Genomic DNA, 13383 nt, shown 5'->3' on the forward strand with positions numbered 1-13383 from the left:
CGGTGTACACAGCTGTCGCCTCCTCATTCCTTCCGAAAAGTACCACCGATAAGCCGCCGCAGTCATGCGATTCTTGGCTTAGCTAAAGACGGATGGATACATAGAACCTCAATGACGATGTTGAACTTCTTGTTATTGATTTGGATGACCCGATGGCAACGTACGGTAATTCCGACGAAGAACAGCGGTCACTATTATTCAAATCGTCTTATGCGGTTTAGAAAATCGCCAGTGAGGCCTAGTGTGCCTCTGACACTGGTGCACCTCTGACTTGTTAAATGGTGCGTGGCAGATGTCCCAGACCAGTGGGTGCCCACTACGACACGCACCATTCCGTAAACTCCATCCGATTACCATAAATCCATTGACTAGAAACAGTCAGAATCTCACTGGCGAATCAAAGATAGTTCCCGCAGTCTCTGCACTTCTTTACGTCGCGGAATGGGTCAAACACGGTCTTGATACTTGTCGAGCCACATTCGGGACACTTGCCTGATGCCATACGCTCCAAGTGAATGAACTTAGCATTCAGTCCTTCGATTTGATTTCAGCAGTGTGAAATAAAACCAGTTAGTCAATATACTGGCTCTCCCATTCGCGACGATTCTCAATCATCTCCTCGCCTTCTTCCGTGATGTCATAGTAATTTGTGCGACGGTCCAACTGTCCTTTCTCGACGAGTTCCTTGTTGACCACTGTATCCAGATTGGGATACAATCGTCCGTGATTAATCTCAGCACTGTAGTACTGCTCTATTTCGTCCTTTACGTCCTGTCCTGATGGTTGGTCCGCCCCAGCGATGACGTAGAGCAAGTCCCGCTGAAAGCCTGTGAGGTCGTCCATATTTATCGCTCAATTTAGATACTCATTGTTATCAAGCAGGTACTGCGAGTTATTCGTTATTTTGAGGGGGCATAGAACAGTTCGCACGCTCTTTTCCGACTCTCGATGAACGGTAAGTACAGGGCAACGAGTAAATGTAGCAGGAACTTCACCCAGATAATCACACACCGTTATATTGAGTGAGGGAGAATCTCCCCTATGCCGAATGGGGAACGAAAAAGAGCAATCGCTCAGTGTCGTTCTTGCAGTTCTGCATATGCTGTTAACGTCTGGACAGATGGAACGATTCGACCTATTGGAAGAGGAAGCTGTGATTGTGGCTCAACTGAGTTTGAAATTATAGGAAATTCTTCTGACACCTACATCCAGGATGAGAAAAGTGGTTAACCGCATTGACCATCACAAAACTGTACTAATCATCTCGGGATTTAATACGCCTCTGACAAGGTGGAAGGAAGCAGTGCGTGGTGTCCCAGACCTATGCCACGCACCAATTGAAGCTATGAGTGCAACTGTAAGAACATATTGGCTCGCATCTACACCTCAACCACCCTCTGATGCCGAAGTCGAAATTATAGATTCCTTTGAAGTCAATAAATAGAATAGACCAAGGTAGCACTAGTTGAATCGAACTGTAAATTACAATAAATAATTTAACATGTGTATGTGAATATATGGATATGCATGACAACCAACTAGTGGCTGAATTTGAAGAAGAGACTGTTGAATTGCTTGCCGAAATGGCAGAGGCAGAGGGTAATTCCGTCGACGAACAACTCCTCAAGATGATGGCGGTATACACAACTACAAACCTAATTTCCAAGACAGAGAGATTTCAGGAACTGCTAACAGAGCAATCTAAAGAAATATAATATTTTATCAAAACACCTATGTCATCCCTCTTGTAATCCATACGGAAGTCGATGGAATTCTCTGATGACTTACTCTGTCTGTATAGCGCACAAATCACCGAGCGAAATGGGTCCTACGTAGTTGAGGTGCCTAAGCGTGAGGTTGAAGTCGGTGACGTGCAGAGCGGCGAAGTCTATCGAGCTGCCATCATCTCTTCTGAATCATCTACCCAAAATGAGCGTAACGAACAAAATGACCGACCCCAGCAACCGCCTGTCGAAGAAGAAGATATTCGAGAGGTGGAAATTGAGGATGTTGGTGACCAAGGAGATGGTATCGCTCGAGTCGAGCGCGGCTATGTCGTAATTGTTCCTGGTACAGAGGTCGGTGACCACGTAACTGTACGGGTGACAGAGACACGAGAAAACGTTGCATTCGCTGAAGTCATTAACTAACGTACCGTTCTTGAATCGGTTAGGTATCTACACTTTTCGACAAGCCTTCCGAAACCCCCTCTAACAGGGCCTCCAACATTGGGTCGTCCCACTGCCGAACGGTTCTATTCCTTGGGTCATACTCAATCACTCCAGCAGCTGCGAGCCGAGGAAGTGTTGAATGATGTAACTGGATGGCGACCTGTTCTTCAGTTCCGTGCCCCTGTTGGCAGACAACGCTCGCAAGTTCATCAACTGAAGCGACTTCTTCCGAAGATTCACAAAGGTAAAACAACATATTACGGCAGTGATTATTTGAAAGTGCCGTCAGCAACTTGTCTACCTTTGAAGATTGGTTTGACTGTTGGTATCCCATCCGTACTACCCCGTACTGATTAATCTATCAAATAGCAGCTAGGTGTATAAGTATTACTATGGAGACAAATATCTAAACAAATTGGCTCTCAATAAAACATCTATATATAGAATAGCATTTGTATATGTTTGATGTGATATATCTTTCTATTGGGGCTCAACAGGCTCATTACATTCGGAACATTCAGCAAAGAGCCGCTCTTTCCCATTGGTCTCAAATTCAACAAGAACTGCTTCACTAGTAATTTCAGTCCCACAAAACGGACAGTTACCAAGTATGCGGGTTGAGTCACTCATCTCTCAAAGGGGAAGTTTGGAGCGTGTGACAGAGTATCCAAGCTTCTGTGAATCAATACACAGCAAGGGTGAAATAGCTAATGTTACTGCCGTGAAAGTAGTTAGCGTGAAGGCGCGACTAGTCAGGACATTTCTGTAGCATGCTCGTCAGCTAACTCCACGACATCGTAGACATGGATGCCCGATTTGAACCACAGAACACGGTCATCCATCCCCTCAAAATCCTCTGATGAGCAATCTAACCGCTCGGAGACGGCAAGAAGGAGGTTATCAGCATCTGCTTCCCGTATCTTCGTCAGCCTATCATCGAGGTATTCAGGCGTCCAAAGGCCCACAACTTCCAGAATTGCTCGGCGGCCATCGGGGTGTTCGACTGCGAAATCGGGTATCATCACCTCTGCGCCCAAGTCCAGCACATCATCCTCTCGGACGAGTTCCCAGTCTGTGTTTGCTCGTTCCCACTTCTGGGCGAGGGTCCGCTCTACGTCGCTGTCAAAATCGCCCTGCGAACTGTAGTGGGATGAGAGGTCGTCGGTGTGGTCAAGGTCAAACGCGACAGTGTTCCCTGTAGCCTCGTCGCCGAGAATTTCTGCTTCCATCTCCCAACGGTCACAGAGGGGGAGTGCAGGAAGGAAGTTAGCCATCCGAATTCCGTACTTCCGCGACTTAGAGAACAGCGACGCTGGACCGTCAAGTATCGCCTCGTACCCATCTGCGGCGTCTGTATCCGCTATACGGTTGCCAGCTCCATCTATGGGATAGATACGGTGCATGAGTCCAAACAGCTTGACGTAGCTGAACACAGTTCCAAAGGAGTCCCAGACACGAATCTGCATCCGAGTCGCATCATACAGTACCGCCTGTGCGAGCGCTAGGTTGTATCGTGTAAGAAGCCAGTCAACGGTGATTGCGTCTTCAGCATAGGATTCCTCGCTGTCTCCCGTCAGTTGCGTCGTCGTGGAGGTCTTAGCTGAATCCTCGTGTCCATCGGAAACACGGTGTCCAAACTGAACGAGGCGCTTGTTGTCGTCGAGGTCTGCATACATCCCACGATAACACTCTTCGAGCGAGATACCCAGTTTATCAGCAACCGTGCTGTAGACCTCCAGCTTCTGCGTGTCCTCTCCGAGCGTCGGCTGACGGACAATCGGATACGTCTTGTTGGACTTCTGGAATAACAACTGGCGTATATCCTGTGGTTCGGCTGCTGCAACGGTCTCGAATTCGCACTCGTCCTTCAGCAGCTTTGCCAGCCCTTGTACGATTTTGTAGTCCGTATCTGCGATGGTGAGTTGGTCAATTGTCTCCTCCAACTCACCTTTTGGCTCACCTATGTGGTCCTCAAATATCTGGATGAGCTCCGCTGCGGTTTCTCGATACTGTGGGTCGCCCACGTCGATGAACAGCGGTTGTACCGTTCCGTTTCGCGTACGAGAGCGAGCGAGGTCAGCCGTCAGCACTGGTGCTCACCCCCTGACGACGGCGCGTAGAGACGTACTGCTCCTTCGTGTTGTCGGTAATGATTTCGTACAGGCGAGCGGGTTGGCGGTCATCTGTGGGGCGTAAAATCCGCCCGAGCCGTTGGGCGTATTGGCGTTTTGAAGCACTCCCCGAAAGGATGATGCCGACGTTTGCTGCAGGCACGTCGATACCCTCGTCAAGCACCTGCGACGTGACCAGCATCGAGTACTCGCCCGTGCGGAAGCGTTCCAGAATCTCCGTTCGCTCGTCCGTTTCTGTCTGGTGAGTGATGCATGGAACAACGAACTCTTTGGAGATGTCGTATGCGAAGTCGTTGTTCGCGGTAAAGATGATGGTGCGGTCATCGTGATGGCGCTTCAGCAGATTATCGAGCGTATCCAGTTTCTTTTCGGCAGTACGGGCTATCTCTTCGGCTCGTTGCTTCGCGACGAAGGCACGGCGACCTTGCGGGTCGTATGAAGACCGCTTGAGAAACTCCTGATAGCCTCTTTCTTTCCAGATGTCGAAATCGTGGTTGTCCACGTAGTCGCGATAAATCTGGTACTCCTCATCGTACTTCTCGCGTTCTTCAGAGGAGAGTTCAACCTTCAGATGGATAGTCTTGTACTCGCTGAGATACTCGCCTGCAAGCTCATCGACATTCTCCTCGTAGCATGACGGGCTTGTCGGTCAGCGGTTTAAACAATCCAAAAAGTTTGACACATGGTGCTTTCTCACACGGGTTTCACACGGTCCACATGGCTCACCGTGTGCCGACGTACCAGATATAATACCAAATGTCACAGACTAATCGGCCCGGTATTTTAAGTGCAGATAATCCTATCCCACTAATATAATAAATGATAGATAAGAGAAAGAATAAAAATCCTATTGATGTTGCAGAAATCGACGGTGAGCTTGTGGACGCAATAATCGAATTGGAACTGGACGAATTCATTATCGAAGCGGGCAGGGAATATGGAAGAAGTCTACTAGGAGACACTGTGTTGGCATATGTCGAGATTGGACGTACTCAACAAGACGATGAGGAGGTCTTGTTCACCGTTGCCCACACAGTAGGTCAAGATTGGATAGTTATCCGCGAGATTCCAGGTCTCCATCGGACAATCCTCGGTCGTTTCGAAAACGCCTATGGCGCTATTGGTATTGTTAGGCAACACCACCCTGCAACTGACCCACTACGGGGTTCGACACCAACGTATCCAGAATGGCTGATTGAGAAGGTCAATCTTGAACTCGGAGCTATTCTCAAAGAACGCGAGTTGATGGAGTGCGTTGTTGAGGTTGATACAGAAGCCCAAGAAATCGTTCTCAGTAGCAACAACCGTAGTCCAAAGGTCCACCTCAGTAGTGATACTGACTCAGAATGGAAAGCCAGCATATCCCATGAATACGGTTTTGAGACGTTAGGAGCGTGGGAGAACCTTGACGCTGCAATTGATGAAGTAGAAACAAAGATACAGACGGGTGAGACCCAATGACTGCTATTCCAGAACCTGACTTCCCTTCCAAGGAAGGAGAGCCAACTATTGGCGAGAACATACAATTCGTTGAGGGGGGTGGTGACCTCCAAATTGAGGATAAGACACTGATTGCGCCAGAGTTCCTTGGCTCTGACTACGGGTGGACACGCCTCCAGTCTGCCGCCTTCTCTCCCGAATCAGAGTCGCAAACAGCGAGTGCAACGCTTGTCTATGGCGAAACACGCAGAGTTAGATTAACGTACGCGGATGATGGCCATGTCATCACTATTGATGTTGAGTTTGACAAGGAACGAGATGGACAGATGTGGCAACGGGCAGCACGAGAGGTGTATGATGACTTTGAAGTGGCTTTTGCAAGATACTCCGAGGTAGTTAAAACAGGAATCGTGAATGTGTCTCCTATGGAGATGGGTTCACCATCTCACCAATTCAATTGATTTGTTAAATTATAAATATGGTAAACTCTGCAACTCTTTCGTCACGTAGGCTTCTCAAAGACTCCACCGGTGAAAACCGGTTCAACGCAGAGCCTTATTTACGAGCGACTGCGTGACCAGGACCGACAACACGCGGTTCCTCCACAAAGAGATTCCCAACAGGAAGGTACACCGCGTCGCCGCCGCGTTCAATACGCACTGTGAATACGTCGTCATCTACGAGGTCGCCATCGAACACGAACTGAACGGCTTTCGGGCCACGGAACGACCCGCTTTCCCGAAGGACGTCGCGGAGTTCACGGACACCCTCATTGAGTTCGTCTTCGTCAGTCTCGTGGAGGAGGTCCTCGAGGCCAGTCACTGTAAGTCGGGGCGGGAGCGAGCCATCGGTAGCGAGTCGGCGGAAGAACGCCAATGCTGGCAGCTCCTCCTTGGTGTCCTCAATACGGTCGGTCACGAGATTGTAGCCGGCGTTGAGTGACATGGTCAGAATTGGGAGAGGCTCATTTCCATCACGTTCTCGTAGCGGTCGTCACCCGTGGCGTCGGCGAGGAACTCGGCGAGCTCTTGCAGGTCGTCACTCTTCCACTCACTGAGATACTCGGACGTGTTCTGGTCGGTCTTGTAGAGGTGATAGAGGTACTGCACCTTGTCGATGTCCAGAAGTGCGTCCGAGTCCACGTTGTCACCACCGAGTGTCTGCTGGGTACCGTTCCCGTTCTGGCTGAGTTTCCGCTCGATGTGGTGTACTCGCTCGTCGGCAGAGACTGGCTCCTTCGTGTCACGCGGTCCCTTGACGAGTTTCTCGTCCTCGAGGTCGCTGACGTTCAGGTTCTTCGCGAGCAGTTGTTTGTTGAGGTCGTCGTAGCCCTCGGGACCTCGCTGAACGAAGGCAGCGTACGCCTCGCTTATCGAGTCGATACTTGCCGGGAGGTTAACCGACCCCTCGAGTACCTGTTCGATGATGGAGTCCACGGTCTCGAGCGCCTCGTCGATGCCAGCCTGCTCACCTTCAGAGTAGACGTTCGGGTAGTGACGAGAGTAGAAGTACATACACTTGCCACGGAGAATAACACCGAGGTCTGCCTTCGAGAGGTCCTCGTGTCGCTCTCGTTCTTCGGCAGCCATGTCTTGCAACTCGAAGAAGAGATTCTGCCGAAGCTCCGTAAGCGTGATTTCCTCATCGACTTGCTCCTTGTTGGCGAATACGAGGATGTCGTACTCTGCGTTATCAAGTTCAGAGATGTGTGGACTGTTCGGCATCTCCGACTGCACCGGGTACGCACCGGTGATAGTGAATCCACTCTCAATGAGGGCTTCGAGAATCACCGACCACGCTTCGTTCTCGTTGTGGTGATAGGTAAAAATCATCTCACCATCAGACTTCAGAACGCGGTGACACTCCGAGAAGACATTAGCAAGCGATTTGACAAAGAACTCCTCGTCCTTGTTTGCTTTCTCGTTAGCGACTATCTCTCGGGCTTTCGGCACTAGTTCAGGCTGGAACTCATCATATTCCTCTTTTAGACATTGGTGTAGCCAAACGTAAAAATAATCAGATAGTTTTGAATACTGGACGTTGTCGTAGTATGGTGGGTCAGTAATGATGTAATCTACGGATTCGTCATCTTCATTGATTCGCTCTGCTGTTGAGCAGTTTAGCTCCTTTACACGGTCTTCCTCAATTGATTCGTTCTCAATATAGAACTGCTCAACGTCACCTGTTTTTTGATTTTTCACTTTCTCAAATGGTCTCTCACAGTATTCCTTCGCTCTCAAAACTTTCTCAAAGAAGTTCTCGAGAGCGTTACGGCTCCCGTGACTATTGATTGGGTTCCCTTCAATCGGTTGTACACGTGGGATATAGGCATGACGCTCGAAAACGTGTCCTGAGATTGAATAAGTGATACCCCATTTTACTAATTTCCCGTTGTATTCTAGATTATTTGAGACAGCTGTGACAAGGAATTCGGCGATATTTTGTGCATCTGCGTCATCAAATTCCTTCTCCCGAGTTTTCCAAGCCCGGTCAAATAGTAGTCCAAATGTTAGAAGATGACGGTCTGTGAATATTTCATTAAATTGGTCGTAATTGTAGTTACGGAGAGCTCCTGTCGTCATCGCCATTCCCTCAGGAATCCTCTGATTTGGAATCGGTAAGTCTTCCCGAAGGCTATCAAAATGCTCCTTCGCAGACTCAACTAATTCTGCATCCTTTGAATCAAACTCTTTGAATTTCTTGTCACCATGCGGGTCAACATACTGAAGGGCAAATCGGTCAAATTCCGGATTTTCATCCTTTCTCTTCAACGTTTCTTTGATGTCGTGTTTGTGCCCGTTAGAACACGTGTATTTGCCCCATCCAGCGTTCCCATCACTCGGGTCAAATTCATGCCCACAGTTCGGACAAACCTCGTTTCCGTCCTCTGAGACCGTTACCTGCTCCCCAGCTTCAACCGTGACTGTTGTTCCTTCGTCAAGTCCTTTATCTCGGTCTTCCAGTTCGATAATACGGTCGTTGCAATCCTGATTGGGGCAGTACAGCACACCCGGACTGGTCTTCTTTGTTCTGGACAATTCATAGCGCGGGAACAGTTGAACTTCTTCGCCACATGTTAGGCAAGGGATTCGCTGTGCCTGGAAGTAATACAAGACTTCACACTCTTGCCCCGTCTCTGGGTCGATGGTAGTGTAGTAGTCTCCAAGTTCCTCACGGACCTCCTCCAGAATTCGGTTGAACTCGCGTTCGAGAACGTCGAGGTTCACGTCGTCCATCGACTTCTTCTCGGTCCACCACGCGACCGGATTGAGTTCGTAGCCGATGACATCTGCACCAAGCCGGTTGCTCTCGACGAGCGTAGTCCCGCCTCCTGCGAAGGGGTCAAGGACAGTCACATCGCGGTCGATGTGTTCGTCGTCCGGGTTGATTTTCGGGTCGTAGGAGTCAATGTACAGTCCGTCATGAGTCCCGCTCGACCGCCGCGTAAGGATGTCGTCTTTCGTAATGGTGTCATCCGTCATTGCTGCGAGAGCAAGAGAACGAAACGTCGAACCGGGACGACGCGCCCACCACTTATGGAGTGAGTAGATGGGACGGTACACGTCACGCCGGTAGGTTTCCTTCTCTGCCAGTGCGTCCATAAGGTTCAGCGGGAGTTTGTCCCAGGTTTCGATTTCGTCAGTCATGATTACCTCTTAGGTGTTGATTCGCAGAACGGGGGTCATGCACTCTGCAAGGCTGAAGCCACCGTGTTTGATTCTTTTCGATGCGCCACGTTTCGTCGGCGTGTAGTATCCCTTGACCACGTAGTAACCGCCGACGCGTTCGATAACTCCTGCCTCACGAAGCTGGTCGAACGCATATCCGTCTTCGACCTCGCGGAAGCGACTGCTGAACTTGTTCTTGAGCGCCTCCGCATCGCTGTCGGAGAGTACGTAGGGATTCGTGTCGTGAACGTTGACGTACCCGTGGTCACTGGTTACAAGAAACTCGTTGTGGACGCTCTCGTTCACGATGTCTTCCAGCAGCCCCTTTACGTCCTCGTAGATGTCACCCATTTCCTCCGACGAGTAGTGTCCTTTGAAGGACTCCTCGAGCCGGCGGTCGGGATGGCGCGTCCACACGAACTCTGGGTCTGTGCCAGGCAACTGCGGTACGTCGAGGTCGCCGACGAATCGGTAGTCGTCTCGGTTGACTGCTGACGGGCTATGTGCGTCAAACCATTCCCGGCAGATGAACTTCGTCTCCGAGGGGAGTCGCTCGATTGGTGCCCAATCCAGCGTCACATCCCAGCCGTTGTCTTCCGGGAGCTCGCGCAAGAGTTGGAACCCCTCTCGGAGACTCAGCGCGTCCATGATGACGCCACATCCGGAGTCCAGTCGCGTAATGGGATGGTCACCCATCGACTCTTTCAGCTCGTCATACAATTTAGGTTCTTGGGTGTCCAAGTGGTGCTCCAGCGAACGCGTCTTGTACTCGGCAGCGAGGTTCTCACCGACGAGTGCATTCGGTTGCGACCAGATACGGCGGAGACACTCGAAGGCACCATCGAGAACGGACTCCCGCCGGACGAGAGCCGCAAGCTCGTCCGCACCGTAGAGTTCGTCACTCACCTTTCTCGACCTCCATCCAGACCTCGAACGAGGCGTCATCGGGAACGTCCAGCCGGAGGAGCACATCGTTCAGAAGTGCATCCCTCGATAGCGGCTCCTCCGGTGAGATTATCAGCGTCTCGTCAACCTCAACCTGGTCAGCGAGACTGTCAGCATCGAGACCTCGGCTTGCCACACCGTCGGCAGCCAGTGTTCCCGTATAGGACAGACTGACCGTGTGAATCGTCCATTCGATACCGAGTTCGCGTTCCAGTGTGTCGATAAGGCTCGGCTTGTCGTCGGCGTCCAACGCTCCCATTACCGGGAATCGTGTAGTCGTCGTGCCTTCCAGGTCTTCTTCCTCGACCTCGTCTTTCAACTCTTCGAAGGTCTGGACGAGTTCAGTGGCGTCTCCCCCCTCAACAGTGACTTTTCCTTCCTTGATGTCCGAGGCGTCGAACTCGAAGCCGCAGTCGCAACTCGTGCCCTGTAATTCGTCTCCGCATTGCGGGCACGTGAAGATTTGTCCTGCACCGGATGTTCCTCCACTGCCCTCATCGGTTTCGGAACTCGAGGTAGTTCCGCCAGAAGACGTACTACTCGTTCCCGTGCCTCCTACTGAGGTCGAGTCAACAGTAATCGTCGCTGTCGCATCGTCGTCGTCTTCCTCCTCAACAGTCTGAACGTAGTCCTCGTGAACGAGGACCGTATCATTCCCGATGCTCCCGACGCGCTCACCGAAGTACGTCCCGACCTTGATGACTTCGTCGCGACAGAGCGACTGGATAGCGTCCTTGAGCTCCTGTTCGTCCGTCAGCGTCGTGTACTTGGTATTCCGGTAGAAGTCGTTGAGGAGATGCTGGTACTGGATACCGCCACCTTCTGCCTCCTCAACGGCATCTTTCACCTCGGAACGAACCTGACTACTGTCGGGCCGAATCTCCTCGAGGGTAGCCGTGTAGAAGTCCATGTTCCCGCTCACGGAGATGTCCTGCGGGACGAGACCTCGTTCGGTGGACGTGTGGACGGTCCCGTACTTGTCCCGAACGCGGTCGCGAAGGTTTTGGTAGTTTTGGTCGTGGATGTCGTCGAAGCCGTCTGGGAGTACCTCCTCCTCGTGGTCCAGCTGTTCACCAGCAACCACTTTTCGGGCGAGCTCCCTGATTCCAGTGTTTGAGTCTACGCTGGAGCGTTGCTGTGGCGTAACGAGGACGAGGGTGTTGTTGAACTCACGTTCTTGGCCCGTCGTGAGTTCCTCGAACTGCTGGTTGTACGCCTGTTGGTTTTGCTTGGCCGACAGAGAGACGATGATTTGTAGCGTTTTGTTGTCCGGAATATCCTGTTCGGTATTGACCGGATTGAGGATATGAACGTTGTTGTGACCTTCGAACAGGTCCTCTTTGATGAGTCGTTCGACGCGATGAATGGCAGTATTCTTGTGGATGTCCTCGGCCTTCTTTTCGATGCGGGCCGCCGGGTTCTCCTCTGTGTCGAAGGCGTATTCCCCGTTAATACGGAAGACGTGCCACGCGTGCCCAAAGAGGTCCTCGGTAAACGTCTGAATGATTTCATGAGCGTTCTTGCCCTTCCGCATGGTTCCCATGAGCATCTGGCGCTTGTTCGCCCCCTCCTCTCCGCCACGGGCAAGACTGTGGAGGAGAACGATATTCAACAACTCCTCGATATGCGGTTCGAAGATTTTCTCTCCCTCCTGCTCATCGGACGTTGCCTCACCGAGGCGGTGATAATCATTCAGGTACTTGCTAACCAATTCACCGTCGATGAACCGGAACCAACCGGTGTACTCGAAGACGTCGATGTCACCAGTGAGGATGAGGTCAACCTCATGGTAATTGTCGGCGAAAATCTCAGTAAGGAGGTGGAGAAGACCGCGAGCGTCCTGGTGCCCCCGTTGTTCGGAGAACTTGTCCATCAGGGTATCCAGCGCTAGTGGATGGAAAGGATAGTACCGCTCGAGACGGTCTTCCATCTCTTGGTAGTCGGTGAGTTGAATCTGGCCGTTATTCCGGTACACATCCGCGTACTCCTGCGCTAATGAAGCAAGTCCATCGGGGTCGCTGACATCGCCAACCAGTCGATGTAGCAGGAATCGAATTTTTTCGTCACGACGACGGGAGAGGTCGTGACGGAACGGGTTAGTCCGTGGAAGAATCGCCTCTACGTCTGCCTCTTCGAACAGGAGCGAAACGTAGACTGCGAGTGGTGTATCGTCTCGCCCAGCAGCCTCGAGGAGGTTCTGGAGGAACCCGAGGTTATCGTCCTGATAGTCGGACCTACCGCTCATTCCGAACCATCGCTCGAACTCGTCGATGAAAACTGCTGTGGGCTGGTCGTCGAGAGCATCCCGTATTTGATGAACGCCCGGTGGGTCGCCCTCTTTCCATTCGTCGATGTCGAGGTACTCACCGACCGCGACGTGAAGCCTGTCGTAGTCGCGGTCGAGGTTGAGCATTTGAAGGGCAGCGGTTTGCGCGTTCGAGGGCAGTGTGGCTTCGATACCATTCTCGGTCAACCACTCCTGACCGATTTCTGGCGATGCGAACAGGTGGTACAGAACGAGCTCGATATGGCTTTTCCCACTCCCGAATTCGCCACCGATGATGTGCGCACCTTCCGAAACGCTTGAATCGGCATCGAACTTGTCTGCTGTCCGCTCGATGATTGAGGTAAGCGTCTCAGTCGGATATGTGATGTTGAGAATTCGTTCAGCATCCTGTTCGGGCGATTCTCTACTGTCGTAGAGATTGTACAGACTGACTTCGTCAAGAAGGTTGTCAGCCGTAATTTCTCCGTCCTCTCCCTGGATTTCCTCGGACGGAGTGACGTAGTCAGATATTACGCCGTCTGTCATCTGTCGCATATCTCCATTGTTATCAGTTAGTCTTTCCGACGATAGCTTTTGTTTATAACTTTACTAATATTTCCACACACAAACCGTTCGGGTGAAAATGTACATCACGTATGGTTTCTAAGCTAATGTTTCGAGTCCGTAGAAGTAATACCTATATTATAGTTGTATGAAATTATAGTCCGTTGTATCTCAAGTGAAGAGCGTGGTTGAGACTA

12 protein-coding genes and 1 pseudogene are annotated in these 13383 nt (G+C 51.1%); 4 read left to right on the top strand and 9 right to left on the bottom strand.

The window, feature by feature from the left end; all coding sequences use genetic code 11:
- Nucleotides 1–570: 570 nt before the first annotated feature.
- A complete protein-coding gene (locus BM113_RS12210; RefSeq protein WP_089788361.1) occupies nt 571–843 on the bottom strand; it encodes a PadR family transcriptional regulator in 273 nt (90 codons plus the stop codon).
- A gap of 680 nt (nt 844–1523) precedes the next feature.
- On the opposite strand from BM113_RS12210, the gene BM113_RS12220 reads away from it, so the two are divergent.
- Both BM113_RS12220 and BM113_RS12225 read left to right on the top strand, forming a co-directional pair.
- A complete protein-coding gene (locus BM113_RS12220) occupies nt 1524–1715 on the top strand; it encodes a hypothetical protein (protein WP_143095826.1) in 192 nt (63 codons plus the stop codon).
- Between the two features lie 51 nt (nt 1716–1766).
- On the top strand, nt 1767–2150 hold the full coding sequence (locus BM113_RS12225; protein WP_089788364.1) for a TRAM domain-containing protein: 384 nt from the start codon (nt 1767–1769) through the stop codon (nt 2148–2150).
- Between the two features lie 19 nt (nt 2151–2169).
- Here BM113_RS12225 and BM113_RS23095 read toward each other — a convergent pair whose 3' ends face one another.
- From BM113_RS23095 to BM113_RS12235, 4 genes and pseudogenes are all read right to left on the bottom strand, one after another.
- On the bottom strand, nt 2170–2505 hold the full coding sequence (locus BM113_RS23095) for a DUF7344 domain-containing protein (RefSeq protein WP_449406644.1): 336 nt from the start codon (nt 2503–2505) through the stop codon (nt 2170–2172).
- Between the two features lie 146 nt (nt 2506–2651).
- A complete protein-coding gene (locus BM113_RS23100; protein WP_449406645.1) occupies nt 2652–2801 on the bottom strand; it encodes a DUF7837 family putative zinc-binding protein in 150 nt (49 codons plus the stop codon).
- Between the two features lie 122 nt (nt 2802–2923).
- A complete protein-coding gene (locus BM113_RS12230) occupies nt 2924–4261 on the bottom strand; it encodes a DUF790 family protein (RefSeq protein ID WP_089788365.1) in 1338 nt (445 codons plus the stop codon).
- Nucleotides 4248–4943, bottom strand: a pseudogene (locus BM113_RS12235) (helicase-related protein); the annotation flags it as partial. The gene BM113_RS12230 and the pseudogene BM113_RS12235, both read right to left, overlap by 14 nt.
- Before the next feature lie 179 nt (nt 4944–5122).
- On the opposite strand from BM113_RS12235, the gene BM113_RS21850 reads away from it, so the two are divergent.
- Nucleotides 5123–5764 (top strand): hypothetical protein, encoded by a 642-nt coding sequence (locus tag BM113_RS21850; protein WP_143095827.1) that lies wholly within the window; start codon nt 5123–5125, stop codon nt 5762–5764.
- Nucleotides 5761–6204 (top strand): hypothetical protein, encoded by a 444-nt coding sequence (locus tag BM113_RS21855; RefSeq protein WP_143095828.1) that lies wholly within the window; start codon nt 5761–5763, stop codon nt 6202–6204. The genes BM113_RS21850 and BM113_RS21855 overlap by 4 nt, the downstream gene beginning before the upstream one ends.
- Before the next feature lie 94 nt (nt 6205–6298).
- On the opposite strand, the gene BM113_RS21860 is transcribed toward BM113_RS21855, so the two are convergent.
- From BM113_RS21860 to BM113_RS12255, 4 genes are read right to left on the bottom strand one after another with little or no spacing between them, the layout of a single operon-like run.
- Nucleotides 6299–6688 carry a DUF8076 family protein gene (locus tag BM113_RS21860; RefSeq protein ID WP_143095829.1) on the bottom strand — a complete coding sequence of 130 codons (390 nt, stop codon included), beginning with the start codon at nt 6686–6688 and terminating at the stop codon, nt 6299–6301.
- Between the two features lie 2 nt (nt 6689–6690).
- Nucleotides 6691–9390 (bottom strand): DUF1156 domain-containing protein, encoded by a 2700-nt coding sequence (locus tag BM113_RS12245; RefSeq protein WP_089788367.1) that lies wholly within the window; start codon nt 9388–9390, stop codon nt 6691–6693.
- Nucleotides 9391–9399: 9 nt separating this feature from the next.
- The gene (locus BM113_RS12250; protein ID WP_089788368.1) at nt 9400–10317 is read right to left on the bottom strand and encodes a PglZ domain-containing protein; all 918 of its coding nucleotides are present in this window, start codon (nt 10315–10317) and stop codon (nt 9400–9402) included.
- Nucleotides 10310–13168 carry a hypothetical protein gene (locus tag BM113_RS12255; protein WP_143095830.1) on the bottom strand — a complete coding sequence of 953 codons (2859 nt, stop codon included), beginning with the start codon at nt 13166–13168 and terminating at the stop codon, nt 10310–10312. Before BM113_RS12255 ends, BM113_RS12250 begins: the two co-directional genes overlap by 8 nt.
- Between the last annotated feature and the right edge of the window lie 215 nt (nt 13169–13383).

The sequence above is a fragment of the Natronobacterium haloterrestre genome, assembly GCF_900112205.1.
Lineage (GTDB): Archaea > Halobacteriota > Halobacteria > Halobacteriales > Natrialbaceae > Natronobacterium > Natronobacterium haloterrestre.

Excerpts from the sequence above, each read along its gene's own strand:
- BM113_RS23095 (WP_449406644.1), bottom strand. The coding sequence starts at position 2,505 with ATGGGATACCAACAGTCAAACCAATCTTCAAAGGTAGACAAGTTGCTG.
- BM113_RS12210 (WP_089788361.1), bottom strand. The coding sequence starts at position 843 with ATGGACGACCTCACAGGCTTTCAGCGGGACTTGCTCTACGTCATCGCT.
- BM113_RS21855 (WP_143095828.1), top strand. The coding sequence starts at position 5,761 with ATGACTGCTATTCCAGAACCTGACTTCCCTTCCAAGGAAGGAGAGCCA.
- BM113_RS21850 (WP_143095827.1), top strand. The coding sequence starts at position 5,123 with ATGATAGATAAGAGAAAGAATAAAAATCCTATTGATGTTGCAGAAATC.
- BM113_RS21860 (WP_143095829.1), bottom strand. The coding sequence starts at position 6,688 with ATGTCACTCAACGCCGGCTACAATCTCGTGACCGACCGTATTGAGGAC.
- BM113_RS12255 (WP_143095830.1), bottom strand. The coding sequence starts at position 13,168 with ATGACAGACGGCGTAATATCTGACTACGTCACTCCGTCCGAGGAAATC.
- BM113_RS12225 (WP_089788364.1), top strand. The coding sequence starts at position 1,767 with ATGGAATTCTCTGATGACTTACTCTGTCTGTATAGCGCACAAATCACC.
- BM113_RS12245 (WP_089788367.1), bottom strand. The coding sequence starts at position 9,390 with ATGACTGACGAAATCGAAACCTGGGACAAACTCCCGCTGAACCTTATG.
- BM113_RS23100 (WP_449406645.1), bottom strand. The coding sequence starts at position 2,801 with ATGAGTGACTCAACCCGCATACTTGGTAACTGTCCGTTTTGTGGGACT.
- BM113_RS12220 (WP_143095826.1), top strand. The coding sequence starts at position 1,524 with ATGCATGACAACCAACTAGTGGCTGAATTTGAAGAAGAGACTGTTGAA.